This window comes from Corynebacterium sp. L4757 (assembly GCF_043673995.1).
Classification (GTDB): domain Bacteria; phylum Actinomycetota; class Actinomycetes; order Mycobacteriales; family Mycobacteriaceae; genus Corynebacterium.
On record NZ_JBIMEN010000004.1, the window covers coordinates 207,492 to 233,266 of the forward strand.

Genomic DNA, 25,775 nt, shown 5'->3' on the forward strand with positions numbered 1-25,775 from the left:
CGATTCATGACCGCTTTCGGATTAGGTCCGGTCCCCGGCACGGACATTGCGCTTGCCGCCGAAATTATCGCGGGGGAGACCGGCGATAGCCTGCACCTTCCGCAACTTCCTGCGCGTGGACTTGGCTCGGATGCTATCGGCCGCACTGCTAGTTTGCTGGACGCCGTCACCGTCGACCGCGGTCCACGTAGTTGGCGCCTGACTGACCGCCCGCAGTTGGCCACTCGTGCAATGTGGGATCGTATGGATCGTGACCTCGACATCCTGCAGGAACTCTGGGGCGATGATCTGGATAGGCTCAAAATTCAGGTTGTTGGGCCATGGAGTCTGGCCGCGTCTTTGGAGCTGGCGAATGGCCACCGCGCAATTACGGATTCCGGTGCTCTGAGGGATCTCACTGCGGCGCTGCACGCAGGAGTTGAGGCCCACGTTGCTGATCTGAAAAGTCGCTTTCACTGTGATGTCACTTTGCAGCTGGACGAGCCAGTCTATAAGGGCGTGCTTGCAGGACTTCGCGGCACAACCTCTTTCGATCCTGTTCGCCCTGTACCTTCTGAAGTCGCAGTCGATAGTCTCACTGCTTTCAATGCTGACTTGCTCAATCTCACGGGGCAGCAGCCCAATTGGGAAGCTGCACGAGCTGCTAAGACCACCATCATTGATGCGGAGCGGTTGGCCACTGATCAGGATGGCATCGGTGAACACATCGAAGAGGGCTACCGCCTGGCTTTCGCGCTGAATCCCTTTGCAGAAGATGGGACGGTGAAAGATGCACGGCAGGTCTCAATCAATATCGCCAAAGCGTGGGACCGTATCGGGCATTCACGCATTAAGCTCACTACCGATATTGATATCGTGCCGGCCAATACCGGCGACAGCCTGAAGGAAATGGCGCAGGCTTATGCCTTTGTAGCCGAAATCGCCGGCATCTTAGAGCGCGACGCCGGCGACCTTTAGGCGTAGCTTAGGCCGGCTGTAGGGCCTGGGTTTCCTTGTTCAGCATTAGCCGCCAAGTGACGACGCCTGCGTAGATGCCGGTGGTGAGCACCAGTATCCACCACATGATGATCGAGACTGAAATACCCCACGGCGCCATCACGCCGAAGAAGGCGACGAGCACGATGTGGAAGATGAGAGAGCCTAGAACTTTGGCGGGCTTCACAGGCTCTTGCTTATTGCGATACAGCTTCCATGCAGTACCAAGTGCCTCAACAGCAAGTACTGCCAAGACAACGTAAAAGATAATTGATGCAATCATGAGTTTGCTCCTGCCGAGCGTAGGGAACGTGCGATGTCTTCCACGCCTTGCGGGGTGTTGCCGTTAACGAAGTAGGATTCATCAGTTTCGGGATCCACAATCAACATGGTGGAGTAGCCACCGGTGCCGCCGTTATGCCAGATTCCACCCGATTCTTCTGGCTCCCAGCCATATTCAAACTGGCTGTTATCCATGATGAATTGCGCGTACTTAGCCATATCAGCTGCTGTGGATCGGATAGCACCAGCTGGGGCATATCCACCCATCTCCCACTCAGATGTCTGCCGTCCGTTGGCAGCCAGGCCTCGTGGTGCGTTCTCATCCACGGAGCCCAGAGTGGCAACGTAGGTGTCGCTCATTCCAGCGGGAGCCAGGATGTTGCCCTCAATGAGCGTGGCATAGTCGCTATTTACATTGACGGCGAGTAATTGACCAAGGAGTGCTGCGCCGAAGTTGGAATACTCTTCCTCACCGCGGCCGTCAGTGCTGGCATTGCGCGCAGCATCAAAGACATCTTCTTGGGAGATGCCAGCATAAGGATTCTTTTGGAAAAGGGCTTTCATGATGCCGAGATTGTCGCTGTCCAAGCGTGGGAGACCGGAAGTGTGTTCTGCCAGTTCCAGCATGGTCACATCGGCGACATCAGTGCCCTCGGCATCGATAATCTCGCCGACAGTCGTGTCTAATGCAATGTCACCAGATTCCACCTGCTGGCGAAGAATCTCCGTGGTGAAGGTCTTGGTCACTGAACCGATTTCAAACTCTGTGTTTTCATCAGCTCCGATGCCAGCAAATGTGAGGTCATCACCGATGAGGGTGAAAGCGGAAAGTTCGTTATGGCCGCTTTGTGATGACTCTTCGAGTACTTGGTTGAGGTATTCATCGCCATGTTCAGTATTCGCCAAAGCAATACGTTGCGGGCCAAGGATCAGTAGGGCAGATGAGATGATGATAAAGACAATGACGCCGGAAATTATTGGAGTTTTCACGGCTTTTCTCCTCTTGGTTCCTGCTAGTGGTTCTCACTAGCTGCAATGATGGTCAACAGCGGTACAACCCGCTGAGGCGTAATTTCATAGGTGCCGCCACCAGATTTTTGAATCCAGCCGGCTGAAGTAAGGGCAGATAGATGGTGATATGTCGTCGATTGAGAGGTAATAAGTTCTTCTTCAATAAAGTCAGCTACTTGTGCAGGAGATTGCATGAGCCGGCGAAGAATAACTCCGCGAATTGGATGCGCCAGAGCAGACAGGCGTTCAAAGCCAGCGGTCCAGATCTCATCGGAGGTTAAAACTTCGGTGGGCCGGTGCCATTGGTAAGCAAAGTGGCCACCCGCTACATCCACATCCCCGCCAAAGATGACAGAGCCGGAAGTATTCTCCTCATTCTGCTGCTGGAGCGTCTCTATAACCCAGAATGTACTTTGCTCACCAGAGGCGGGCGCGGCACTTTCTAAAACTTCAACACGAGCTTCCAATGCAGCCAAGCGTTCCTCGACGCTCATCGGAGTATTGGAAGCGGAGTTGTGTGCTTCAGAATCTGGGGTCGATGACATAAACCCATCTTCCATAATTTATGGAACATTTACAAGAGATTTGTAAAAACGGGTAGAAATTTTATGAAATATAAAACTTCTAAGAAAGGCAGAAAAAGATAGAAAGGGGTGAAGTTTAGCCCTGAAGGGGCCAAGACATGTTGAAATCGGAGACGTCGCGTCCGATGCCTTCGAAGTACTTCTTTTGGGATACGGCCAGATCGTAGAAGTTGACGGCTTGGAATTCCATGAGCTCAGCAGAGTCCATCTCTTTGAACTCTGGCCAGCGTTGGTTGACCTGCTTCCAGGCGATGCGGGCGGCTGCCAGCGCATCGGCCGTAGCTTCGTGGGCATTGCCCAATTCGACCTTGTACTCATTGCACAGGTCACCGAGCGTGCGCTTGCCCTTGCGGTAGCGGTCTTTGACGCGGTCAATGAGATAAGGGTCAAAGACAGGGCCGGTCACGGTGAAGTCACCGGTGAGGTTGCGCAGTACGGAGAGGTCATAAGGGGCGTTATAAACAATGAGGGTATAACCCTCATCCCATGCTGACTTGATGGCGTCGACAGTTTCGCGCAGCACCTCATCATGAGGACGGCCCTCGGCGCGTGCCTTTTCAGTAGTGATGCCGTGAATATTTGCTGCTGCCTCAGGGATTTCTACACCTGGGTCGGCCAAGGTTTCTTTCTTGACCACATCGCGGCCGGCGATACGGATAACGGCGGAAGTGACAATACGGGCTTCGCGAGTATTGACGGAGGTGGTTTCTAAGTCGAAAGACAACATCTTGGACGCATCGAAGTTCATGCCTTTTACTCTATATCTAGCCTCAGACATTCTGCGTCGGCGGGGGATAGCGACCATCGAACAGCTAACACAACTAGAATTGGCAACCGTGACGAATACTGAATCTTTTGACCAGCTAACCCCGGAAGAAGCACAGAAGCGGTGGGCTGAACTAGCCCAGGAAGTCCGCCGCCATCGCGAGCTTTATTACAACGAACAGCCTGCCATTCCGGACGCTGATTTTGACGCGCTTTTTCAGCAACTGATTGCACTTGAATCCGCGCACCCACAATTAGTGGTTCCTGAGTCACCAACTCAGGAAGTTGGCTCGGCGCCGGCAGTTGATTCCGCATTCGCAGATATTGAGCACCTCGAGCGTCTGATGAGCTTGGACAACGTGTTCAACGCAGATGAGCTGCAAGACTGGTTGGATAGAACCCCTGCTGAGGCTTATCTGTCGGAGCTGAAAATTGATGGTGCCTCTATCGACTTGGTTTATCGCGATGGCAAGCTTGTGACCGCAGCGACTCGTGGTGATGGCCGCGTGGGCGAAGACATCACCGCTAATGCCAAGGTCATTGAATCAATCCCGCATGAGCTCAAAGCATCTGAAAAGTACCCAGTGCCGTCTTTGGTAGAAATCCGTGGCGAGATTTACATGCGTCCTGAAGACTTCGAGACGCTGAACGAAGAGCGTGCTGCCGAGGGCAAGCAGGCTTTTGCCAATCCGCGTAACTCCGCGGCGGGTGGTCTGCGCATGAAGAATCCAGATGATGTGAAAAGGCGTCGTCTGCGCCTGGTCGCGCACGGTATTGGTGCTCGCGAGGGCTTCACGCCGACGAGCCAGCACGCAGCTTATGAAGCTATCGCCGAATGGGGCTTGCCAGTTTCGCCATATACAGAAAAGGTCACGTCCTCGAAGGCTGTTCAGGACAAAGTGAAGTACTGGGCCGACCACCGCCACGATGCAGAATTTGAGATGGATGGTGTGGTCATCAAGGTCGATGACTTGGGCTCGCAGCGCAGCCTGGGCGCGACCTCTCGCGCGCCGCGTTGGGCGATTGCGTATAAGTATCCACCGGAAGAAGTCACCACGAAGCTTGTCAATATTGAAGTTGGCGTGGGTCGTACCGGACGCGTTACTCCTTATGCGGTGATGGATCCTGTCTTTGTTTCCGGTTCCACCGTGTCCATGGCAACGCTGCACAATCAGTCCGAGGTCAAGCGTAAAGGCGTGTTGATCGGGGATACGGTCATCATTCGCAAAGCCGGTGAGATCATCCCTGAGGTGCTGGGCCCAGTGTTGGAAAAGCGCGATGGCACGGAAGTTGAATGGGTCTTCCCGGAAAACTGTCCTTCATGTGGTGAGAAGCTTGCGCCACAAAAGGAAGGTGACGCCGATTGGCGTTGCCCAAATACCCGTACCTGCCCCGCGCAGTTGTCTGCGCGCCTGGAATACCTGGCTGGTCGTGGTGCTTTCGATATTGAGGCGTTGGGTGAGAAGGGCGCAATCGACCTGATTACTCGTGGCGTTCTAGAAGATGAGTCGGATCTCTTCGATCTCACCGAGGAGCTTTTGGAAAAGTCCGACGTTTACACCACCAAAGCTGGCAAGGTAAACGCTTCGGGTAAGAAGTTGCTGTCCAATCTTGAGACAGCACGCCAAACTGACCTATGGCGCGTGCTGGTCGCATTGTCTATTCGTCACGTCGGACCAACCGCGGCGCGAGCAATCGCTACGCGCTATGGCTCCCTCGATAATGCGCGCGCGGCAGACGTGGCTGATATCGCTGAGACCGATGGCGTTGGGCAGATCATCGCTGAAAGCTTCAAGGAATGGTTTGAAGTGGATTGGCACCGCAACATCGTGGATAAGTGGTCTGCTGCGGGAGTGACGATGGCGGTGGATGAGTCCGATAAACCAGAACAAACTCTTGAGGGGCTCACAATCGTGGTCACTGGCACGCTAGAGAATTTCTCCCGCGATAGCGCCAAGGAAGCCATTATCTCCCGTGGTGGCAAGGCTTCAGGTTCGGTATCCAAGAAGACTGACTACGTTGTTGCCGGTGAGAATGCTGGCTCCAAGGAAACTAAGGCCCGTGATTTGGGCGTCACTGTGCTGAATGAAGAAGGATTCCAGACGCTTCTGGATACCGGTGCTGCTGAAGCAGCACCACCCTCAGAAGCCTAGGCGGTAGTTTCTGAGGTTTGATTAGGGCCAGTTCTTCCTAGAACTGGCCGCAGTTGCCACTGGCTGGCGCATCGTTAAAACGATCGTAGAGGAATTTGAGGCTCTGCGGCATCCCACCAAAAAGTGTCACGGCGTGGTTTACCACCGTTCCCGGGACTGTCTCGGGATATGGATCCGTCCAGAAGGTGATGTTTTCTCCCTGCTGGCAATAGTCCAAGGCCATCTGGTGGGCTTGTGGGTACGGAACCGTGTCATCGTTGATGCCTGATTGCACCAACATGGGAGCTGGCAGCGGCCGCTGGCCGAGCTTCTGGGAATTGAGATAATCGCGCGCAGCGGGAACGCGCTGTGCCACCTCGGATAAAGATTCACCGGTTGTGGTGAGATTCCGCGTTGACCGTGCACCCCACGCTGCTATTGCATCGGGAATGCACATTTCAGAGGTTTCGCGGACAAATCGCTTACCCTCTTCGTTGAGATAGGGATCGATTACGTCCGTTTGAATCTCGGGGAACCTGGCGGACAGACCGCCCAACGCCATGCCCAGCACACCAACGATAGCGTTTCCATCTACCGCATCCATGACTTCCATGAGATCAGCCGGTGGAGCTCCAGAGTAAACTCCGCGGATATTAAGTTCCGGGGCATACTCCGTGGAACGTTCGGCAGCTGCTGCGGTCGCTCCGCCGCCTTGGGAATAACCCTATAAGCCGATGGGGGAATCGCTAGGTACGCCAGCTGCTGCCAGCCCTGCTCGGGCAGCATCTAATACCGCATTGCCTTCCTCCTCATGATTGACATAAGTATGCGGACCAGGCGTGCCTAGCCCGATGTAATCAGAAAGAATGACGCGTGCGCCAGAAGCAGCCGCGAGATATGCTATCGGCAATTCATAGTTGACGCCCAGTGCCATCGTCTCCGCGTTCATCCCGCCAGCCAGCATGAGACCACGCGAGGGAGCACAGGCATCGGCAGCTCCACGAGTACCAGGCGCAATCACAACGGTAGGACGCTCACCCTCACCAATCCACGCCGACTTTGGTTCCATGACCAGACCAGACGTTGCTACCTTGTCTCCATTACTGGTGGTTGAGGTGAACAAGATCCGTTGCGCTGTAGCCGGCCAGTCACCAGTGGCCTCGCCCAATAGATCCTGCGTCTCAGCCTGACGTATGAGCGATCCAGCTTCTTGTGGGATATCCGCCGGAGGGACATAGAAGGGATCGTCATCGTCGAAGGTTTCAGGTAGCTTGTCCAGCGCCTCGATTCCCGCTGAGCGCTGCTCGGGGGTGAGCAGTTCCGTGGCACTAGGAGAGTCCGCCAAAGGGTTGGCGGTCGTGCCATCGAGCTGCGGAATACTCAAAGGTTCAGCCACGGCTTGAGGCGCAGTTCCAATGCCTAGCCGACACTTATTGACACCATTATTGAGGTTAAAGTGCGGACATTACGCGTGGATCTTGGATACGGATTCGATCGCGTGAATTGTTTTCTGGCTGAATTAAGCATGGCAATCAGCGTAACGGAAGCGCAGTATTCTCTGGCTACAACTGGCCAATCGGCACCCTTTCGGCGTCAATTGGATTCATATGCTGAATTAGGATTTGCTTTCCACCGTGGTCACCGCAGGTTCATCGCGGAAGTTAGAAACGGCAATGAGACCCAGGCTCAAGAAGATGATCGGAAATAGCAACGCCGAGCCCATAGCGTTGTTGAAATCGGTGAGCTGACCAGCGATCTGCATGACCGCGCCCAAAGAAGCAGCACCCAGCACTGCGCCAACTTGGCGGGAGGTGTTGTAGACCCCGGAAGCCGCACCCACCAAGTGCGGAGGAAGATCGCGCATGGAGATAGTTGAGTTCGGTGACCAACACATGCCATTAGCGATACCCAGCAGCGTGATGGGAATGAGCATCCAAGCTGCTGGCGCTTCTATGAACATGAAGATCCCAAACAGCGCCATGGATGTGGCAAGAGCAGTAAAGCCGATGATGGAGATACGCCCTGGGGCGACACGGTCAGCAATACGCCCCACTAAAGGTGCGAGCACCATGGACACTACCGCCATCGGAATCAGCAATAAGCCTGCAGCTTGAGAGCTTAAACCGGCGCCGTCCTGGAGATACAACATGATCGGAAGGTTGACTGAATAGACAGTGAAACCCAGAGTGGCCACAGCGAAGACACCCAGGGAGAAGTTGCGGTAGGTAAAGAGCTCCAGGGGAACGAGTGCGACCGTGCCGCGTGAGGACGCCGATTTCTGTAAACGGATGAAGACATAGAATGCGATGATGCCAGCGATAAGCGTGAGCCACAGCCAGAGCGGCCAGCCCATATCTGGACCCTGCTGCACGGAAAAGACCACTGCGAGAACAGCGACGAGTGAGATAGCGGCGCTTAGGAAGTCGATGCGGCTGGTGGCGGTTGGCAGCTTTGGAACCCACAGGAAAACCAACACCATGCACAAAATGCCCAGCGGTAAGTAGAGGAAGAAGGTCCAGCGCCAGTCGACAAGACCAACCATGATTCCGCCTGCGACGGGGCCGAAGAGTCCTGCTGAACCACCGACGGCACCCCATGTGCCCATGGCAGCACCGCGTCGACTGCGCGGGAAGATCCTATTAATCACGGCCATCGGCTGAGGATTGGCTAGCGACGCACCAAGACCTTGCATCGCGCGTAGAGCGATGAGTACTTCAATTGTTGGCGCAATGGAGCACAACACTGCACCGGTGGTGAAAATGAAAATGCCCACCAGGTATACGTTGCGCTGCCCGAAGCGGTCGCCGAGACGGCCTGCAATCAATAGCGGCACCGCGAATGTCAGCAGGTAGATGGAGGAGACCCACACTGCTTGGTTGATGCTGGCGTCTAGGTTCTCGCGGATACGCGGGATAGCCACAGCCACCAGGGTCTGGTCCATCATGGTGACAAAGAGCCCGGTGCATAACGCACAAAGAGCCATCCATGCTTGGCGCTTCGAGATCTCTGGTGCAGCAGCACCGGTTGCCCCTGCTGTCTGAGCGGGGTTGGATGAGGAAGAGGACACAGCCACCTTTTCTACGCTTTGCAAATGGTTATTGTCCGCCGCAAAAGTTTAAGCCACAGCGAAGGCTGTGGCTTAGTATGAGCGAACCGATGAGATTCAACACATCGGGTGCGAAATTAATTCCCGAAGGAAACTAGATGTCGTTTGTCGTCCTTATTTGTTGTGCAGGAGCGCGCCCAAAATGGTGCCGAGGTTACCCAGGTGATCAACCTCAGATGCCAGGTAATCGGGGCCACCGACGCGGCCGATGATGAGTACTAAACCGGTGGAGCCCAGAGGAGTAGCCGCGATGGAAGAGTCCAAAAGCGCCCACGACGCTGGAATCCAGTCTTCGGTTTCAGGGTTGAGCTGACGTGCAGCGGATACCTGCAAATCGGCCGGCACAGTGCCATCGTCTTCTGGCGCAGCGCTCGAACCTGCTACGCGCTTGATATCGCCCTTCGTATCAGCAACGATTGCCCAGCCGGAGGTCAAAGCCTGCGGCATGGCTTGCACAAGCTGCTCCATTGCAGCGGTGACATTGTGTGCCTTTCGCGCGATCGACGCCAGTAACTGGATCTGTCCGCGCCTATCAACGCGGCCAGAAAACGGCCTAATGGAATCAACTTCCACGCCCTTGACCGTGCCGCAAGCAGTAATAAGCGCATCGGCCAGCGTCTCCACGGGAAGCTCGACAACGATATCGTCAGTCACCGTTCCATCTGGAGTATTTTCGACGATATCCACGGATTGGATATTGCCGTCGACTGCGCCGATGGCTTCAGCAAGCTCGCCTAAGCTGCCGGGAGTATCGGGTAATTGGACGCGGATCAAAAAAGACATGGTTGGTCGGTGAACTTTCTCTAAATAATTAACTAAGTAAGGCAATACTATTGTGTTCCATGCTACAACTTCGTTTGCATGGTTCGCATCAAACTTACCTGCCAATATCTACGATGCGGGTAGATAATCACTCACCAACTGCATTGCAGTAACATGAGTGGGCAGGAAATTAATTAACGTCGTGGAAAAGGATGGATAACGCGTGTCTGAGATTTCGCGGGAAGAAGTCAGCCACCTAGCTAAGCTGTCACGTTTGGCTTTGAGCGAAGAAGAACTAAGCCAATTTGCTAGCCAGATCGACGAGATTGTGGACTCCGTGTCCGCAGTTGGCAAGGTCAATACTGAGGGTGTTGAGCCCATGAGCCACCCGCACTCCATCACCACCACTATGCGTGAGGATGTCATTGTTCGCACGCTGAATGCGGAGCAGGCTTTGGACCAGGCTCCAGCCGTTGAAGATGATCGCTTTGTTGTTCCACAGATTCTGGGAGGCGAATAAATGAGCTACGCTGTCCCATCTGAGGGCTTGACTTCACTGTCTGCTGCTGAGCTGGCAGAAAAGATTCACTCCCGCGAGGTCACATCCCGCGAGGTTGTGCAGGCACACCTGGATCGCATCGCTGAGACCAATGATGCGTTGAATTCCTTCTTGCACGTGGGTGCAGAAGAGGCATTGGCTGCTGCCGATGCCGTCGATGCGGCGCTCGATGCCGGTGAGAAGCCAGCCTCCGCCTTGGCCGGTGTTCCACTGGCATTGAAGGACTTGCTGACTACTACCGATGCCCCAACGACTGCAGCATCCAAGATGTTGGAGGGCTGGGTATCACCTTATGACGCAACGGTGACCAAGAAGCTGCGCGAGGCAGGTATTCCAATCCTGGGTAAGACCAACCTGGATGAGTTTGCCATGGGTTCTTCAAATGAGAACTCCGCTTTCGGTCCAGTGCACAACCCACATGATCTGGACCGCACCCCAGGTGGTTCCGGTGGCGGTACCTCCGCGGCACTAGCTTCCGGTCAGGCGCCGCTGGGCATTGGTACAGATACCGGCGGATCCATCCGTCAGCCAGCAGCGTTGACCAACACTGTGGGCGTGAAGCCAACCTATGGCACCGTGTCACGCTATGGCCTTGTTGCCGCGGCTTCCTCATTGGATCAGGCTGGTCCTTCCGCACGCACCGTGCTGGATACGGCACTGCTGCACGAGGTCATTGCAGGTTTCGACGAGTTTGATGCAACTTCGGTAAACCGTCCGGTCGCGCCAGTTGTTGAGGCTGCTCGCGAGGGTGCTAATGGCGACCTGACTGGCGTCAAGGTTGGTCTGATTAAGCAATTCGAGCGCGATGGCTGGCAGCCAGGTGTCATGGAAGCGTACCGCGCTGCCGTTGACCAGTTGGTTGCTCAGGGCGCTGAGACTGTTGAGGTAGATTGCCCGCACTTTGATGATGCACTGGCTGCGTACTACTTGATCATGCCTTCTGAGGTTTCTTCTAACCTCGCTCGTTTCGATGGCATGCGTTATGGCTCCCGTGCAGGTGATGATGGTTCGCACTCTGCTGATGACGTCATGAGCATCACGCGTGCGGAGGGCTTAGGCCCTGAGGTTAAGCGACGCATCATGCTGGGTACTTATGCTCTGTCCGTTGGTTACTATGACGCGTACTACCTGCAGGCGCAGCGCGTTCGTACGCTGATTGCGCAGGACTTTGCTCGTGCATTCGAGCAGGTAGATGTTCTGGTTTCTCCAACCACCCCAACCACTGCGTTCAAGCTGGGGGAGAAGACCGAAGATCCAATGGAGATGTACAACTTCGACCTGTGCACTTTGCCACTGAACTTGGCTGGTCTGTGCGGTATGTCTGTTCCTTCCGGAATGGCATCTGATTCTGGCTTACCAACCGGCCTTCAAATTATGGCCCCTGCTTTCCAGGATGACCGCCTGTACAAGGTGGGCGCTGCTTACGAAGCAGGCCGCAACAAGGCTTAAAGATTAAATGCTTCAAGCATGAAGCGTTGCTCTGGCCCCGCACGAAGATAGAAATGCCTATCTACGTGCGGGGTCTTTGCGATTCTGCTGAATCCTACCCCCGGCATTTATATTGTGTTAGGCTTGCCTAAGCGTACGTCGATGGTGTTTCGAGCGTTGATACGCACATTGAAAACTAATAAAAATAAAGGACAGTGATACACATGGCTGAACCAGCACAGGGTGGGGACAAAAAGAAGAAGGGCCGTAAGGCGACAGAAGCGACTGTCACCGCGCGCCAGCAGATTTCCCCAGACTTGGTTCGCCTGAGCATGAGCGCTCCGGAATTGGCCGGCAGGGATCTGGAATTTACCGATCACTACATCAAGATTCTTTTCGTGCCGGAAGATGCCGATTATGCATGGCCATTTGATTTGGCTGAGGTTCGTGAAAACCAGCCTCGCGCTAAGCAGCCACAGCTGCGCACGTACACGCTGATCAACTTTGAGAAAGAGACCGGCAACTTTGACGTTGACTTCGTGACCCACGGTGATTCCGGCTTGGCCGGCCCTTGGGCGCGTGATGCGCAGGTAGGTGAGGTCTTTGGCTTCGCAGGTCCTGGTGGCGCATGGCGTCCGGAAGAGACCTATGAGCACTTTGTCCTGGCTGGTGATGAGTCAGCAGCACCAGCAATCTCCGCTGGTATCGCGAATTTGCCAGAAGGCGCCACCGCCACCGCATACATTGAGGTGGAATCTGAGGACAGCGTTTTCGACATCGCGACCCCTGAGACTGCCGAGGTGAAATGGGTATACCGCCATGGTGCAACCCACGGCACCGAGCTGTCCCGAGCAGTCCGTGAAGCTGGTGTTCCAGCAAAGAAGACTAGCTGGTTCATTCACGGCGTTGCCGAAATGATTAAGGAAATGCGCCGCTTCCTCTTTGTCGAATCTGAAATCGCCAAGGATGATGTGTCTATCTCCGGCTACTGGCGCATCGGTATGACCGAAGACCAGTGGCAAGCCAGCAAGCGTGACTTCGTTGCTGAATTGGAAACCGAAGAAAGCCAAGCGGCAAAGTAAAGTAGGGCAATAGAAAGCCTGCGTTCCCAGTATGTGGAACGCAGGTTTTCTTAGATTTTTCTAACTCTTACTTGCTGTCAGAAAGAACATAAGCGGCGCCTGCTGCGACACCGGTGACTGAAATCACCGCTGGCCAGGAGCCGATCTTCTTCGCAAGTGGATGTGATGCGCCAAAGGCACCAACATAGAGCGCGCTCAAGCCCACAGTGGTTGGTACATCAGTCTTAGCGAGCCATGAACGTGCTGCCCAGCCGCCTGCAGCGGCCAAAATGACGCCGCCGAGTGGGCGGATCCCGGTCTCGCGGGCGGTGAGCCAGCCGCCGAGTAGGCCTGCGCCTACGACGGTAGCGGTGCTGACTTTCTTTGGTGACTTAATATCGATTGCAGACATGATTCCCATCATAGACCTTTTTGCAGTACTGTCTCTCCGGTGAATGTATGGGTTTATCTCAGCTCAGCGGGCATGTCTGCGCTGGGCAACTCGGTTGCAGGCATCGTCTGGCCGTGGATTGTTTTGGAACGCACCGGCGACCCGGCCGCTGCGGGTTTGGTCGCGGCTGCCGTCGCTGTGCCATCGATCATTTTTGCTCTTCTTGGCGGCTACTTAATTGACACCGTCGGACGCAAGCCGATGTCGATTATCTCTGACATCATCTCCGGTCTCTCAGTTGCTGGTGTGGTCCTTGTTGATCAAACACTGGGCCTGAGCATTGCATGGTTTATTGCACTGGGCATCATCGGTGGTGTGGGCGATATCCCGGGCATGGCTGCGCGTTCAGCGCTGGTGGGCGATATTGCTAAGTCCTCAGGAAAGACCGTTGACTACATCGCGGGGCTTAACCAAGCGATCATGGGAGTGTCTTTCCTCGTTGGTCCTGCATTAGCCGGTGTGCTCTTGGCTTCCTTGGAATCCAGCTGGGTGCTGGTCATTACCGCATGCTGTTCTTTTCTCGCAGCGATTCTGACTACCTTCTTGCGCTTGGGCAAGACGGTGATGACTGATGAAGAGATAGCCGCGGCTGCAGAAGCTAATGCGTTGAATCTGCAGGCGCTAAAGGGCTGGGCTCAGATTGTTCGCCCTCCAACAATTCAGATGCTCGCTATCTTAATTTTCGTTGGTGCCGCCTTGGTCAGCCCATTTTTGGGCGTGCTTATGCCCGCGCATTTCCAAAGTGTGGATCAGCCATTCTTGCTCGGATTGTCCTTTTCTTTCTATGCCATCGGAATGATGCTCGCCGGCGGCTTCATTGCCAAAGTGGGCACTTCCCGACGCCGATTGGTGTGGGTGGTTGCCACCTCCATTGAGGTCATCGGCTTTATTATGATGGCCGCCCTCGGTGTGTCTTGGCTGGTGGTTATTGGCTGCGGCATCGCTGGTATCGCTGGCGGTCTCATGTCGCCTTTGCAGATGGTATTCGTGACAGAAGATACTCCGGAGTACATGCGCGGTCGAGCATTCTCCCTATTTACCGCAATCATGCAATTTGCTGGCCCAATTGGACTGGTGATTGCTTCTGCGCTGCTGACGGTGATGTCTATTTATCAGCTCGCGGTGGCCTTGGTGGCAGCCTATGCGCTTGTCGCATTGTGGGCCATCTATCGAGGAATCCAAATCCTGCCGACCTATGTTGCCAGTGAAGCTACCACCAAGGTGGCGGAAGTGATACCTGCTGAGTCTGACGGTAAACAAGACTAAAAAGGAAGTGCGATAGGGGATATCGCTTCCTAGTGGGATTGTTTAGGATTGATCGGGTGTCTCATGAAAATTCATCTGGTGCTCCTCACTCGGCGGCTGCGATGCCGGAATTAACCAAGCCTGAAGCATGGCGCGCATTAGCCGCGCTGTGTCTGGGCTTTTTCATGGTTTTGATGGACCAAACCATCGTGGCGGTGGCAACACCGGACATCATGGCCAACTTCGATACAGAGTTTGACCAAGTTGTTTGGGTGACCTCCATCTATTTGCTGTGCATGGTGGTGCCTTTGCTTTTTACGGGGCGTTTGGGTGATCGCTTCGGGCAGGGGCGGATGTTCCAGTTGGGCATCACGGTCTTCGTGCTCGCGGCACTGGCTGCGTCCTTGGCGCCAAATCTGACTGTCTTGCTCATAGCCCGTGCTGTTCAGGGACTGGGTGCGGCGATTCTTACGCCGCAGACCATGGCCGTGATCAATCGCGTTTTTCCGCAAGATGCCCGCGGCCCTGCGCTCGGCGTATGGGGAGCAGTAGGTTCCGTCGCATCCCTGGTGGGGCCAGTCCTGGGTGGGTTTATCATCAGTTCCTTTGGCTGGCGAGGCATCTTTGTGATGCACCTGCCGCTGGGTATTGCAGCGCTCATTCTTTCTGCGGTGTGGGTGCCGAAGCTGCCGACGTATGCCCGCAGCATCGATAAGCTCAGCGTCGCAGTCACTCTATTGGGTATGACCGCAACGATTATCTCCATTCAACAAGGCCCCGGCCTGAGCTGGCCGTGGTGGACCATCGTGCTGCTCGTCGCAGGTCTAGCGCTGATTGGCTGGTTTATTCGCCTGCAGGCGACTGCCGCAGTGCGCGGAACGGAGCCCCTGGTCCCGCTGGTGCTCTTTAAGAACCGGAACTACTCCCTTGGTGCTTTTTCCATTTCGACCATGGGCTTTGCAGTGGCATCGCAGATGCTGCCGATTATGATGTGGCTGCAAACCGGCCGTGGCCTCACCAGTGCTGAAGCAGGTTTGATGATGGTGCCAATGGCTGTGGTGGCAGGTCTTGGCTCACCTCTGGTGGGGCCTTTGGCCGACCGCGTGAAACCACGCATTCTCTCAGTTGCCGGTTTTGGCGCGACAGCGCTATCGCTCATCTGGATTGCTGGAATCATGTACACCGACGCGCAGCTTTATTGGATGGTCGGTGCATTAGCATTCCTGGGCATTGGCAATGCGCTGGTGTGGGCACCGAATTCCGTGACCACCATGCGCACCGTTGACATCAAACACATGGGTGCGGCATCCGGCGTATACAACACCACCCGTCAGGTGGGTGCAGTGGTCGGTGCAGCGGCTGTCGGCGCAGCCATGCAGGTGGGAACCGCAAGCCTTGGACTCAACGGGGGACTGGCGCTGGCGCTGCTTTTCCCTGCAGTTGTATTGGTCGCTGGTCTTATCGCTGTGGCTTGCTTTGAAAATTCGCTGAACCCACAGAAATAGCCGCTGCGGTGCAGGGTTTGATGAGTAAAGAGAATTTGCCAAGCACCTTTTTCAATTCCTTACTAGTGTGGTGGTTATGCGTTTAGCCACCTTAACTTCCGGCGGCGATTGCCCCGGCCTTAATGCAGTGATCCGCGCAATTGTGCGCACCGCGTCGAATGAGTTCGGTGACACCGTTGTGGGATATGAGGACGGCTGGGTGGGTCTCATGGAAGACCGCCGCCGTGACCTTTATGATGATGCGTCCATCGACCGGATTCTGCTCCGCGGCGGCACCATTCTAGGTACCGGCCGTTTGCACCCGGATAAGTTCAAAGCAGGACTTGAGACCATCAAAGCCAATATTGCTGACGCCGGGGTTGATGCACTGATTGCCATCGGTGGTGAGGGCACACTCAAGGGCGCAAAGTGGCTGGCTGATAATGGCATTCCGGTCATTGGTGTTCCTAAGACCATTGACAATGACGTCAACGCCACCGATTACACCTTCGGTTTTGATACCGCGGTGTCCGTGGCTACCGATGCCATCGATCGCCTCCACACCACCGCCGAGTCCCATAACCGCATCCTGATCGTGGAGGTCATGGGCCGCCACGTCGGATGGATTGCGCTACATGCGGGTATGGCCGGCGGTGCCCACTACACGGTGATTCCAGAAGTTCCTTTCGATATCGCGCATATTTGCAAAGCCATGGAACGCCGTTTTCAGATGGGGGAGAAGTACGGCATCATTTGCGTGGCTGAGGGCGCGTTGCCAAAGGAAGGCACCATGGACTTTGGTGCTGGTGATGAGGATGAATTTGGCCACCAGACCTTCAATGGCATTGGCCAAGTCATCGGTGATGAGATTAAAGAACGCACCGGCTATGACGTGCGCACCACAGTGCTAGGCCACATCCAGCGTGGTGGCACCCCAACCGCATATGACCGCGTGCTGGCGACCCGCTATGGCGTGCAAGCAGCACGGGCTGCCCACGAAGGCCTGTCCAATAAGTGCGTGGCGCTGCGCGGCGAAGACATCAAGCTCGTAGACCTGGCTGATGCCGTCGGCGAATTAAAGACGGTACCAACCCACCGCTACGAAAATGCGCAAGCGTTGTTTGGCTAGAGAATAAGAAAAGACGGCTTCCTCAGTAGTAGAGGAGGCCGTCAATGTCATACTCACCTGCACCATAATTTCGATGCTTCTTTAAGCGAAATTTTCCTTCTGATTCTTCTGCCACAGATATCGGCGAATCAGAAAGAACGGTAAGACCATCACGAAATAGAACCCGAGATAGGGCAACGCATAGGAGACAATGCCATGGAGCGAACCTCGCTCCATGGAACACCCGCGGCATTGGACGAAGCGACCCCGCGCCAGCCAGTTACCTGGCTGATATAGAAGCTCGCGATAACCATCAGTGGGAGCACCACAAAGGAAAACCACCATGGTGGGATCCACGGCTTTCCATCGTCTTCAGATTTGAATAAAGCTCCGCCAAGGCCCAAGATCGGATCCCTTCTGGTGATGTTTGCACGCAAAAAGACCGGCTCTGGCAAAGGAACTAATTACTGCGAGTAGCAACCGTGCCGATTGCTCAGCTTGTCCCGAAAAGAACAATGCCTGCGTCTACTCTACGTAGAGGCAGGCATGTCGTGTTAGTAGAGATTCTACGTATTGTTGAGCTCGAGTCAATAGGTGAGCGGTTACGCTCTTAACTCGGACAAAACCTTAGTTAAATCAGCGCTTTGGTAGCCGGGAGAGAATTGCAAACGATTCCATTGTTTGCAGTGGTCAGCGGTGGTAAATGGTGACAAACGCCTCTTGTTTCTGGTGCAAAACGAAGATATGGTGAGAACTGTGAATACTTCGAATACATATAGCCCATCTGAGGCCGCCGAAGTAATCGGAATAAGGCGTTCACACTTGCTCAAGCTATTGGAATACGGCCAGATTCCGTCTTACCGGGCCGGCAGAGAGCGACGCATCGCTGCCTGTGACCTCATTTCCTTTGAACAACACCGTAATGCCTACCGGCTTCAGCTGGAAGAGGCTATCGCACGCCAACGTTAGGTAGCCAAAGCTCCAGCAACTACTTTCGGTCGGCCTATTACCGCGGAACTTCGCCCCACGGTGGTTGGCCGGCGTCCCATTTTCCCAACTGGTGGTATGAGAATTCCAGTAGGTGGACTAGGGTAGGTGTATGACCGATTCCCATACCCCTCAAAACCCGCCCGAAGAGGCTGAGAATAAGCATGCTTCGCCGGTCACTGACGCGAGTGCATCAGTGACCGAGAGCAAGAATGATGAAGCTAAAGCAGCAGAAGCGAAAGCAGACCGCGCCGCGCTCATTGCGGCACTAGGATTCCCTGTCCTGGTTATTATTGGCGGCCTGCTGGGATTCTTCTTCCCGGATACCGCGTCTGGCTTTGCCGGTCAGGTGACGCCACTATTGGGCATCATCATGTTCGGCATGGGCCTCACCCTGCGCCCGATTGACTTCGCGCTGGTGGCGCGTCGTCCGCTGCCCGTGCTCATTGGCGTTGTCGCGCAGTATGTCATCATGCCGCTGATCGCGGTGGCCACGGTCTGGATCTTGCAACTGCCGCCAGAAATCGCTGTTGGCGTCATCCTGGTCGGCTGTGCACCAGGTGGTACCTCCTCCAACGTGGTCAGCTATCTGGCACGCGGTGACGTGGCCCTGTCCGTCACCATGACTTCTGTATCCACACTGCTGGCGCCAATCTTCACCCCAATGCTCACCCTGTGGCTGGCTGGTCAGTACATGCCGCTGGATGCGGGTGCGATGGCATGGGACATCGTCAAGGTCGTCCTCATTCCAGTCGTCGCAGGTCTCATTGTTCGCGTATTCCTGCCCAAGGTGGTTGCGGCCATCACTCCGGCGTTGCCATGGATTTCTGTGTTTGCCATCTCGGCGATTGTCTGCATCGTGGTCGGCGGCAACCGCGACAACATCATCACCGCCGGCGGCATCGTCTTGGTTGCCGTCATCATCCACAATGGTCTGGGCTACCTGCTGGGCTACCTCACCGGTAAGCTCACCCGCCAGACCGAGCCGGTCTCACGCACCATGGCCGTTGAGGTCGGCATGCAAAACTCCGGCATGGCCACCACCCTGGCTGCGACCTACTTCAGCCCGATGTCCGCACTGCCGGGTGCAGTATTCTCCGTCTGGCATAACCTCTCCGGCGCTATCTTGGCAGCCATCTGCCGCTCTATTGATGGTCGCGCCAAGAAGAAGGCCGAGCTGGAAGTACAGGCTGCGAAGTAGGGCATCGGCAAGCATAAGCTCTTTTTCTCACCACCCCTTCTGCGATTGCGTGCAGATGCTGGGTGGTGACTGACTGTTAAGGGCAGAAGTATTAAGATGGCACGCATGACTGCTGCGATGTATGACCTGATGGATTTTGATGAAGTCCTAGAAAAGTATGACCCAGTAATGGGTATGGAAGTCCACGTCGAATTAGCCACGGAAACCAAGATGTTTTCCGCCTCGGCAACCAACTTTGATGCCCCGGCAAACTCCAACGTAGACCCAGTATCTTTGGGCCTGCCAGGTGCATTGCCGGTGGTTAATGCCAAGGGCGTGGAGTGGGCCATCAAGATCGGTTTGGCATTGAATTGCTCCATCGCGGAATCATCGCGCTTTGCCCGCAAGAATTACTTCTACCCGGATCAGCCAAAGAACTACCAGATCTCCCAGTATGATGAGCCAATCGCATACGACGGCTACCTGGATGTTGTCCTGGATGATGGCACCGAGTGGCGCGTGGAGATTGAGCGCGCGCACATGGAGGAAGACACCGGCAAGCTCACCCACCTGGGTGGCACCTCGGGCCGTATCCATGGCGCAACCGCGTCTTTGGTTGACTGCAACCGTGCGGGCATTCCTTTGATTGAGATTGTTACCAAGCCTATTGAAGGCGCAGGGGAGCGCGCACCAGAGGTCGCACGCGCATACGTGACTGCACTGCGTGAGCTCGTCGCAGCTTTGGGTGTCTCTGATGCTCGTATGGACCAGGGTTCCATGCGCGTGGACTCCAACCTGTCGCTGCGTCCAGTCGGCACTACCGAGTTTGGCACCCGTACCGAGACCAAGAATATTAACTCTTTGCGTTCTGTAGAGCAGGCAGTGCGTTTTGAGATGATGCGTCAGGCGCAGGTGCTTGACGATGGCGGCACAATCGAGCAGGAAACCCGCCACTACCAGGAGACCGACGGTTCGACCTCAAAGGGTCGTCCAAAGGAAACCGCGGATGATTACCGCTACTTCAATGACCCAGACCTGCCACCAGTACTCGCACCACGTGAGTGGGTTGAGGAAATCCGCCAGACCTTGCCAGAGATGCCATGGATTCGCCGTGCACGCATCCAGGAAGAGTGGGGCCTGAAGGACGCTGAGATGCGCGACTTGGTCAACGCTGGTGCATTGGATTTGATCATCGCCACCACCGAAGAGGGCGCAACCGCCGATGAGGCTCGTTCCTGGTGGGTTTCTTATCTGTCTGCTAAGGCTAATGAGCAGGGCGTAGACCTCGCTGCGCTGGAGATTACTCCGGCACAGGTGGCTCGCGTGATTGTTCTGGTCAAGGAAGGCAAGCTGACCACCAAGCTGGCACGTCAGGCGGTCGATGGCGTTTTGGCTGGCGAAGGCGATGTCGACGAGGTCGTGAAGGCTCGCGGTCTGGAAGTTGTTCGCGATGACGCAGCAATTGAAAAGGCTGTCGATGATGCCTTGGCTGCCAACCCAGATATCGTGGAGAAGTACCGCGCTGGAAATAAGAAGGTCACCGGCGCCATTGTCGGTGCCGTCATGAAAGCCACCCAGGGCAAAGCAGACCCTGGTCAGGTCAACCAGCTGATTGCGAAGAAGCTGAGCTAGTTCTTCAATTGGGTGTTCTTCCTGGGCTTAGGAACAACACATATGGGAAATCCCGGCAGAGCGTGTGCTCGAGCCGGGATTTCTTTATCCTACGGGGAACAGTAAAAGGGTATCCGCGATTAAGACGATGGTGGTGATCGCGGAAACCACAAAGAGAATCATGCAACGTGTCTTTAGATCAGTGCCTTCTCTGCGACCTTGACGGTATGAGTAAAAAGCAGCGAAAGCTGTAACCGGGAATAAGAATGGAAACCCAAAAGCTGCTGCTATACAACTGGCGATAATTGCTAGGACGACAAATTGAATGTTGAACACAGGGGTCCACCGTAACCGAAACATTGGTGTGGTCGTTGTGCCGACATCTATTTCAACTTCTCAACTATCGATAGGATGAGTTGCACCTCGGCAAGAAAATGGCTGGTAGGGGTATAGATGAACCCAGTGTGGACTCTTTTAAACGGTGCCGAGCAGCGCGCAGCAGTACATAGATCTCACGCTGACAAGACGTGTGAGTTGCCTCATGGTAATCAAAACTATATAAACCCAGCCTAGGTGCAATTTTTGCGTGTTCTGGTGTCGGTTGGGGATGGCTTTTGTCTAGCATCGGTGCAGGTCAGCCATTAACCTGGATTATTGTCCGCGTGAAGTATTGCTTCACGCCTATTTTATTGTCGAACAATCCAAGGAAATCGTGTCTTACCGAAACATAGTCGGAATAGCTCTAGCCTTTGTTGGTCTGTTGGTCGGTGCAGGTTTTGCCACCGGCCAAGAGGTCGTTCAATACTTCACCTCATTTGGGTTTAACGGCATCTGGGGAATTGTCATCGCCGGGGTCATCATGACGTTGGCCGGAACCGTCTTTTTGCAGCTGGGTTCCTACTTTCATGCGCAGGAACACAACTCCGTGTTCCGCAAAGTCTCGCACCCTCTGATCTCGAAGTTCTTAGATGTTGCGGTTATCTTTACGCTCTTTGCTGTGGGCTTTGTGATGTTGGCTGGTGCTGGCTCGAATATGGCGCAGCAGTTCGGTTGGCCAGAGTGGCTCGGCTCCACTCTGATGACGGCCATCGTCCTAGTTACTGGCCTCTTGGACGTGGACAAGGTGTCCAATGTTATTGGCATGCTAACTCCAACCATCATCATCGCAGTGATTGCAGTGTTCATCTATACCTTGATGAATATCCCTGCTGATATCGGGGCAGTAGCTGAGATTTCCGCTTCCCAAGAAGCGCCAATTTCGAATTGGCTGCTATCTGCAGTTAATTACAACGGCTTGGCTTTGATCCTTGCGGTATCTATGTCGCTGGTTATCGGCGGCGACAACATTAGTCCGCGCGAAGCTGGCTGGGGCGGCATTGTTGGTGGTCTGACTTATTCCATCATGCTGTTCATCGCGGGCTTTGCGTTGCTGATGGGCGCGGATAAGGTCCAGGGCTCCGATATTCCAATGCTCGTATTGGTCAATGAGATGGGACCAGTCGCTGGCTTCCTCATGGCGATTGTCATCTTCCTGATGATCTACAACACCGCTATCGGCATGTTCTACGCGCTGGGTAAGCGCCTGTCTGCGGGTCATGAGAAGAAGACTTACCCAATTTTCGCAGCAGGTACCTTGGCAGGCTTTGCCATGTCTTTTGTCGGATTCAAGACTTTGATGAACTATGTTTACCCAATCCTGGGCTACTTGGGCATGTTCATGATTGCCGTCTTGGTCTTTGCATGGTTTAGCAGCTTGTCCAAGATTCGCGATGAATCCACCCGTCGCGATCGCATCAAAGCGATGCTGCGTCTGAAGCTGCACCCAGATGAGGAATACGATGAACGTCATGATGACGTCATCGGTCGTGAACTTGTGGAATCAAACCTGGACCATGAAATTCTTTATGACGAAGTCCTCGGTGGAGTGACCGAGGAACTGGATTCTGATGAGGAAGTCGAATTCATCGCTGAACAAGCTCAAGATGATATCGATGACGTTCAGTACTATATCGAACGCGACGGTGTTCCAGACCCAGAAAATGAGTCTAACCTGGAGTCTGGAAGTGACACTGATTCAAGTGATGGCAAAGGCCACGGCAATAAAGCGCCAAGCACCGCGGATTAATTGGGGCTAATAGGCCACAATTAATATCCGCTAATGACAACTCCCTTGTCCGAGGGCTGGAAGATATGCTTCCAGAACTTCCCGGACTGGGGAGTTTTCTCGTTCGACGGGGGTACGAACGTGCGGAAAGTGAACACGATCCCGTGGGGGTTGGCGTGGGAAAATGGGGGTTTTGGCTAAAAGTGCACCTCATGGCCTTAAAGGTTTGGGGGAGGGAAGCTGCAAACCCTGGTGATTAAGGGCACAATTGCACACACGTGCAATACGTACAACATCAAACTGTTAGGACCACGGATTTAGTAACACCGTGGTGAGTATCCAGTAACGCCCGGGTGAGTATCGAGTAACACCCGGGCGTTGACTATGCGCCGCTACTGCGTATTGGCTTCGAGGCGCATGTTCGGACCGGACCTTCCAGCGTGATGATCTCAGCGCCAACGACAAGCCGATTCAGTATCGACTCGGCGATGACAGCATCCGGGATGGACTTGTACCACTCATCGGGCGTGAACTGGGAGGTGACAATGGTTGATCCCCGGTGTTCACGCTCAGCAAGAATGTTGAGCAGCTGGTGTGCTGTGGCAGCATCAATCGGCGTTGTTAAGAAGTCATCAAGCACGAGTACATCCGCCAGGTGGAGATCTTGAAGAAACTCCATGCGTGCTGCGTCATCATGGCGCAGCACCATCAGCTGGTTAGCCAGGGTGTCTGTGCGGAAGAAACGAGCAGAGTAGTCGTTTCTGCACGCAGCGGTAAGTAGTGCTTGGGCCAGGTAGGTTTTGCCGACGGATGATTTGCCGAGGATGACAATGCTTTGCGCTTTTTGACACCATTGGCAGTGAGCGAGTCTGGTGATTTGCTCTTTGTTGAGGTTGCGGCCGGGTGTGTAGGTGATGTCTTCGATACACGCATCGAGATTTGGCGATCGGGATGCTTTGAGTAATTTGTTGACTCGTCGTTCACGCTTGGCCGCAACTTCTTTATCGAGTGCGTAGAGCACCTTGTCAGAAAAACTCCATGAGTCGAAGATGGGATCTGCTGCAATATCAATCACGGTTCGGCCAAAAGCCGTCATCCGGAGATCGGTAAAGACAGGCAGGATCGATTCATCAAGAAAGCGCGCTGATGCTGACGCTGGTTGTGGCTGTGTCATGACTGCGAAGGTCCTTTCTTCGTGAGGTTTTCCATACTGAACTGGGCAGACCCACCCAGATATGCACCGCGGGTATCGCGTGCGTGTTCCACCGGTGGTGTTTCAGGCGGTGTTGCAGCTGGCAGATCATGGCCTGTCGGGCGGGTTGATTGGTCTTTGCGTACCGCGGCCATCATGTTTTTCACCGCGGTATACGACACAGCCCTCCTGGTGCCATCAGGTGCGATCAGGCGTGCACAGGCTTGTTCCAGAATCACTTTGTTGGCGTGTTTGCCCATATTCAGTACGTTTCGGCACGACTGAAATGCCTGGACAGGGATTGCCTTTGCGCTGATGAGTTCTTCGATGACTGTCCGGGTTGCTGGACCGATCTTGGCTGCTTCACGGTAGAAGTACTCACTGGTCCACAATCCTGTGGTATCAGCCATGTTGGCAGGAATATGATCCACATCGGTGACATAGATCCCACGGGCTTGGGCAAGCCGGTGGGTTGCAACACGCTGCCCGGCATCAAAGACGGTTACTTCATTGCCAGTGATACGTACATCGACAGTCCGGCCGACAAGCTGGTAAGGCACCGAATAACGTGCAGTGTTGACGGTGATGTGGAAGTTGGGGGCGACTTTCGCACGTTTCCATTCGGTATGCTGCCACGGTGTTGTGGGAAGTTCGCCGAGTACATCGTGTTCAAACTCGTCAAAGAGCATCCTTCTGCTGGTGTTGTTACCGCGAAACGGTACCGCGTCATTGATGCCGTCAACCAGGCTGCGGATGCGTGCATTGAGTTCATCGAGCCCAACGCATTGATGCCCGTGGAGGGTGTGGATGACTTTTTGGGTGATGATCTTGACTGCTGCTTCTACATTCGCCTTGTCCTTTGGACGCCGAGCACGAGCAGGCAGCGCGGCAGTGTTGTAGTGCTCAAGGAATTCCTCGTAGGTGGAATTGACCTGCCGGTTGCGGTCAGCAGCACTAATTGCGTGTGATGCTGTCGAAGCATTATCAGGCACGATGACTTCAGCAACCCCGCTGAAGTATTCAAATGCTTGGATATGTGCCCACAGCCACGCTTGTTGTCGCTGGTTCGGGCAAGCACAGGCAAATAACATGCCGGAATACGGTAGTGATGCTACGAAAATGCTGACTTTTGCACCTCGGGCATGGGTTGGGTCGAACAGGCGCATTGCGGTGCCGGCCCAGTCGACTTGCATGGTGTGTCCCGGGGCATGGGTAATGCGTGCTGTAAGTCCTGTGACATCGACGTGTTCAGCAACAAGCTGGCGGAAGCGCTCGTAGCTGTAGTAACGCTGGGATGGGTGGGCTGGTTGGGTGGTGTAGCGGCCCCACAGGACTTGGAGGGTGACTTTGTTGCGGCCGGTGCGTGCTTTGGTCACTGCGTCGAAGTCGATGGGTACGAAGTCGCCTTGGGCAGCACTTCGGCCATCAACAAACCATGTGGCCATTTCTTCGTCGGTAATACCGGCGAGTTGTTCGCAGGTTGTGATCTGGTGTGCCGCTATTGTGTGGCGGGCTTTTTGGACTGTGGTGTGTGAGCATCGCACAGTCGAGCAGATTTGGCGGACGGACCAGCCTTGTAAGACTAGGTCCATCACGGCCCGGTAATCAGTCACGATCGGACTCCTCTGATGATGCCGCGTGCCCTGTTGTCACGCGGTCAGAAGAATCTTCTCCCAAAGCGTTACTCGATACTCACCATTGCGTTATCCGATAGTCACCACGGTGTTACTAGATACCCCCGCGCAACA

Annotated in this window: 22 protein-coding genes and 1 pseudogene; 12 read left to right on the top strand and 11 right to left on the bottom strand. The window is 54.7% G+C overall.

Annotation, left to right across the window (positions count from 1 at the left end):
• Nucleotides 1-6 precede the first annotated feature (6 nt).
• Nucleotides 7-957, top strand: a complete 951-nt coding sequence (locus tag ACG98I_RS07080; protein ID WP_394719324.1) for a methionine synthase — start codon at nt 7-9, stop codon at nt 955-957.
• A gap of 7 nt (nt 958-964) precedes the next feature.
• Here ACG98I_RS07080 and ACG98I_RS07085 read toward each other — a convergent pair whose 3' ends face one another.
• The 4 genes from ACG98I_RS07085 to ACG98I_RS07100 all read right to left on the bottom strand — a co-directional run bounded on the left by ACG98I_RS07085 (nt 965) and on the right by ACG98I_RS07100 (nt 3,600).
• Nucleotides 965-1,258 (bottom strand): hypothetical protein, encoded by a 294-nt coding sequence (locus ACG98I_RS07085; RefSeq protein WP_394719322.1) that lies wholly within the window; start codon nt 1,256-1,258, stop codon nt 965-967.
• Nucleotides 1,255-2,247: a serine hydrolase domain-containing protein gene (locus ACG98I_RS07090; RefSeq protein ID WP_394719320.1), complete on the bottom strand. Its 993-nt coding sequence runs from the start codon at nt 2,245-2,247 to the stop codon at nt 1,255-1,257. Before ACG98I_RS07090 ends, ACG98I_RS07085 begins: the two co-directional genes overlap by 4 nt.
• 23 nt (nt 2,248-2,270) lie before the next feature.
• On the bottom strand, nt 2,271-2,813 hold the full coding sequence (locus tag ACG98I_RS07095) for an ArsR/SmtB family transcription factor (RefSeq protein WP_394719319.1): 543 nt from the start codon (nt 2,811-2,813) through the stop codon (nt 2,271-2,273).
• 115 nt (nt 2,814-2,928) lie between these two features.
• Nucleotides 2,929-3,600 (bottom strand): 3'-5' exonuclease, encoded by a 672-nt coding sequence (locus ACG98I_RS07100; RefSeq protein WP_394719317.1) that lies wholly within the window; start codon nt 3,598-3,600, stop codon nt 2,929-2,931.
• 88 nt (nt 3,601-3,688) lie between these two features.
• On the opposite strand from ACG98I_RS07100, the gene ligA reads away from it, so the two are divergent.
• Entirely contained in the window at nt 3,689-5,770 is a 2,082-nt protein-coding gene (gene ligA / locus ACG98I_RS07105; protein ID WP_394719315.1) for an NAD-dependent DNA ligase LigA, read from the top strand.
• 37 nt (nt 5,771-5,807) lie between these two features.
• Here the strand turns inward: ligA and ACG98I_RS07110 are convergent.
• The 4 genes and pseudogenes from ACG98I_RS07110 to ACG98I_RS07125 all read right to left on the bottom strand — a co-directional run.
• Nucleotides 5,808-6,461 (bottom strand): annotated as a pseudogene (locus ACG98I_RS07110) (lipase family protein); the annotation flags it as partial.
• A 12-nt stretch (nt 6,462-6,473) separates the two neighbouring features.
• Nucleotides 6,474-7,145, bottom strand: coding sequence for a hypothetical protein (locus tag ACG98I_RS07115; protein ID WP_394719313.1), 672 nt, complete (start codon nt 7,143-7,145; stop codon nt 6,474-6,476).
• A 219-nt stretch (nt 7,146-7,364) separates the two neighbouring features.
• Nucleotides 7,365-8,732, bottom strand: a complete 1,368-nt coding sequence (locus ACG98I_RS07120) for a DHA2 family efflux MFS transporter permease subunit (protein ID WP_394719467.1) — start codon at nt 8,730-8,732, stop codon at nt 7,365-7,367.
• Nucleotides 8,733-8,969: 237 nt separating this feature from the next.
• Complete coding sequence (locus ACG98I_RS07125; RefSeq protein WP_394719311.1) at nt 8,970-9,638, bottom strand: amino acid-binding ACT domain protein; 669 nt, start codon at nt 9,636-9,638, stop codon at nt 8,970-8,972.
• A gap of 202 nt (nt 9,639-9,840) precedes the next feature.
• On the opposite strand from ACG98I_RS07125, the gene gatC reads away from it, so the two are divergent.
• The 3 genes from gatC to ACG98I_RS07140 all read left to right on the top strand — a co-directional run bounded on the left by gatC (nt 9,841) and on the right by ACG98I_RS07140 (nt 12,686).
• Nucleotides 9,841-10,137, top strand: coding sequence for an Asp-tRNA(Asn)/Glu-tRNA(Gln) amidotransferase subunit GatC (gene gatC / locus ACG98I_RS07130; protein WP_394719309.1), 297 nt, complete (start codon nt 9,841-9,843; stop codon nt 10,135-10,137).
• Complete coding sequence (gatA, locus tag ACG98I_RS07135) at nt 10,138-11,625, top strand: Asp-tRNA(Asn)/Glu-tRNA(Gln) amidotransferase subunit GatA (RefSeq protein ID WP_394719307.1); 1,488 nt, start codon at nt 10,138-10,140, stop codon at nt 11,623-11,625. It begins immediately after the preceding gene.
• A gap of 203 nt (nt 11,626-11,828) precedes the next feature.
• A complete protein-coding gene (locus ACG98I_RS07140) occupies nt 11,829-12,686 on the top strand; it encodes a siderophore-interacting protein (RefSeq protein ID WP_394719306.1) in 858 nt (285 codons plus the stop codon).
• Nucleotides 12,687-12,753: 67 nt separating this feature from the next.
• On the opposite strand, the gene ACG98I_RS07145 is transcribed toward ACG98I_RS07140, so the two are convergent.
• Entirely contained in the window at nt 12,754-13,077 is a 324-nt protein-coding gene (locus tag ACG98I_RS07145) for a hypothetical protein (RefSeq protein ID WP_394719304.1), read from the bottom strand.
• A gap of 39 nt (nt 13,078-13,116) precedes the next feature.
• On the opposite strand from ACG98I_RS07145, the gene ACG98I_RS07150 reads away from it, so the two are divergent.
• The 7 genes from ACG98I_RS07150 (at nt 13,117) to ACG98I_RS07180 (ending at nt 22,856) form a co-directional block, all read left to right on the top strand.
• Nucleotides 13,117-14,382, top strand: a complete 1,266-nt coding sequence (locus tag ACG98I_RS07150; protein WP_394719302.1) for an MFS transporter — start codon at nt 13,117-13,119, stop codon at nt 14,380-14,382.
• Between the two features lie 56 nt (nt 14,383-14,438).
• On the top strand, nt 14,439-15,866 hold the full coding sequence (locus ACG98I_RS07155; RefSeq protein WP_394719300.1) for a DHA2 family efflux MFS transporter permease subunit: 1,428 nt from the start codon (nt 14,439-14,441) through the stop codon (nt 15,864-15,866).
• 76 nt (nt 15,867-15,942) lie between these two features.
• Complete coding sequence (locus ACG98I_RS07160) at nt 15,943-16,974, top strand: 6-phosphofructokinase (protein WP_394719298.1); 1,032 nt, start codon at nt 15,943-15,945, stop codon at nt 16,972-16,974.
• A gap of 735 nt (nt 16,975-17,709) precedes the next feature.
• The gene (locus ACG98I_RS07165) at nt 17,710-17,922 is read left to right on the top strand and encodes an excisionase family DNA-binding protein (RefSeq protein WP_394719296.1); all 213 of its coding nucleotides are present in this window, start codon (nt 17,710-17,712) and stop codon (nt 17,920-17,922) included.
• A 130-nt stretch (nt 17,923-18,052) separates the two neighbouring features.
• A complete protein-coding gene (locus ACG98I_RS07170; protein ID WP_394719295.1) occupies nt 18,053-19,141 on the top strand; it encodes a bile acid:sodium symporter family protein in 1,089 nt (362 codons plus the stop codon).
• A gap of 105 nt (nt 19,142-19,246) precedes the next feature.
• The gene (gene gatB, locus ACG98I_RS07175) at nt 19,247-20,752 is read left to right on the top strand and encodes an Asp-tRNA(Asn)/Glu-tRNA(Gln) amidotransferase subunit GatB (protein WP_394719466.1); all 1,506 of its coding nucleotides are present in this window, start codon (nt 19,247-19,249) and stop codon (nt 20,750-20,752) included.
• Nucleotides 20,753-21,443: 691 nt separating this feature from the next.
• On the top strand, nt 21,444-22,856 hold the full coding sequence (locus ACG98I_RS07180) for a hypothetical protein (protein WP_394719294.1): 1,413 nt from the start codon (nt 21,444-21,446) through the stop codon (nt 22,854-22,856).
• A gap of 361 nt (nt 22,857-23,217) precedes the next feature.
• On the opposite strand, the gene ACG98I_RS07185 is transcribed toward ACG98I_RS07180, so the two are convergent.
• Together ACG98I_RS07185 and istA are read right to left on the bottom strand one after the other, a co-directional pair.
• Entirely contained in the window at nt 23,218-24,009 is a 792-nt protein-coding gene (locus tag ACG98I_RS07185; protein ID WP_394732548.1) for an ATP-binding protein, read from the bottom strand.
• The gene (gene istA / locus ACG98I_RS07190; protein ID WP_394719292.1) at nt 24,006-25,640 is read right to left on the bottom strand and encodes an IS21 family transposase; all 1,635 of its coding nucleotides are present in this window, start codon (nt 25,638-25,640) and stop codon (nt 24,006-24,008) included. Before istA ends, ACG98I_RS07185 begins: the two co-directional genes overlap by 4 nt.
• Between the last annotated feature and the right edge of the window lie 135 nt (nt 25,641-25,775).

Bases quoted from the DNA above. Each gene is read 5' to 3' on its own strand.
- ACG98I_RS07080 (WP_394719324.1), top strand. From the start codon at position 7: ATGACCGCTTTCGGATTAGGTCCGGTCCCCGGCACGGACATTGCGCTT.
- ACG98I_RS07085 (WP_394719322.1), bottom strand. From the start codon at position 1,258: ATGATTGCATCAATTATCTTTTACGTTGTCTTGGCAGTACTTGCTGTT.
- ACG98I_RS07095 (WP_394719319.1), bottom strand. From the start codon at position 2,813: ATGTCATCGACCCCAGATTCTGAAGCACACAACTCCGCTTCCAATACT.
- ACG98I_RS07100 (WP_394719317.1), bottom strand. From the start codon at position 3,600: ATGAACTTCGATGCGTCCAAGATGTTGTCTTTCGACTTAGAAACCACC.
- ACG98I_RS07120 (WP_394719467.1), bottom strand. From the start codon at position 8,732: ATGGCTCTTTGTGCGTTATGCACCGGGCTCTTTGTCACCATGATGGAC.
- ACG98I_RS07125 (WP_394719311.1), bottom strand. From the start codon at position 9,638: ATGTCTTTTTTGATCCGCGTCCAATTACCCGATACTCCCGGCAGCTTA.
- gatA (WP_394719307.1), top strand. From the start codon at position 10,138: ATGAGCTACGCTGTCCCATCTGAGGGCTTGACTTCACTGTCTGCTGCT.
- ACG98I_RS07140 (WP_394719306.1), top strand. From the start codon at position 11,829: ATGGCTGAACCAGCACAGGGTGGGGACAAAAAGAAGAAGGGCCGTAAG.
- ACG98I_RS07145 (WP_394719304.1), bottom strand. From the start codon at position 13,077: ATGTCTGCAATCGATATTAAGTCACCAAAGAAAGTCAGCACCGCTACC.
- ACG98I_RS07160 (WP_394719298.1), top strand. From the start codon at position 15,943: ATGCGTTTAGCCACCTTAACTTCCGGCGGCGATTGCCCCGGCCTTAAT.
- ACG98I_RS07170 (WP_394719295.1), top strand. From the start codon at position 18,053: ATGACCGATTCCCATACCCCTCAAAACCCGCCCGAAGAGGCTGAGAAT.
- gatB (WP_394719466.1), top strand. From the start codon at position 19,247: ATGACTGCTGCGATGTATGACCTGATGGATTTTGATGAAGTCCTAGAA.
- ACG98I_RS07185 (WP_394732548.1), bottom strand. From the start codon at position 24,009: ATGACACAGCCACAACCAGCGTCAGCATCAGCGCGCTTTCTTGATGAA.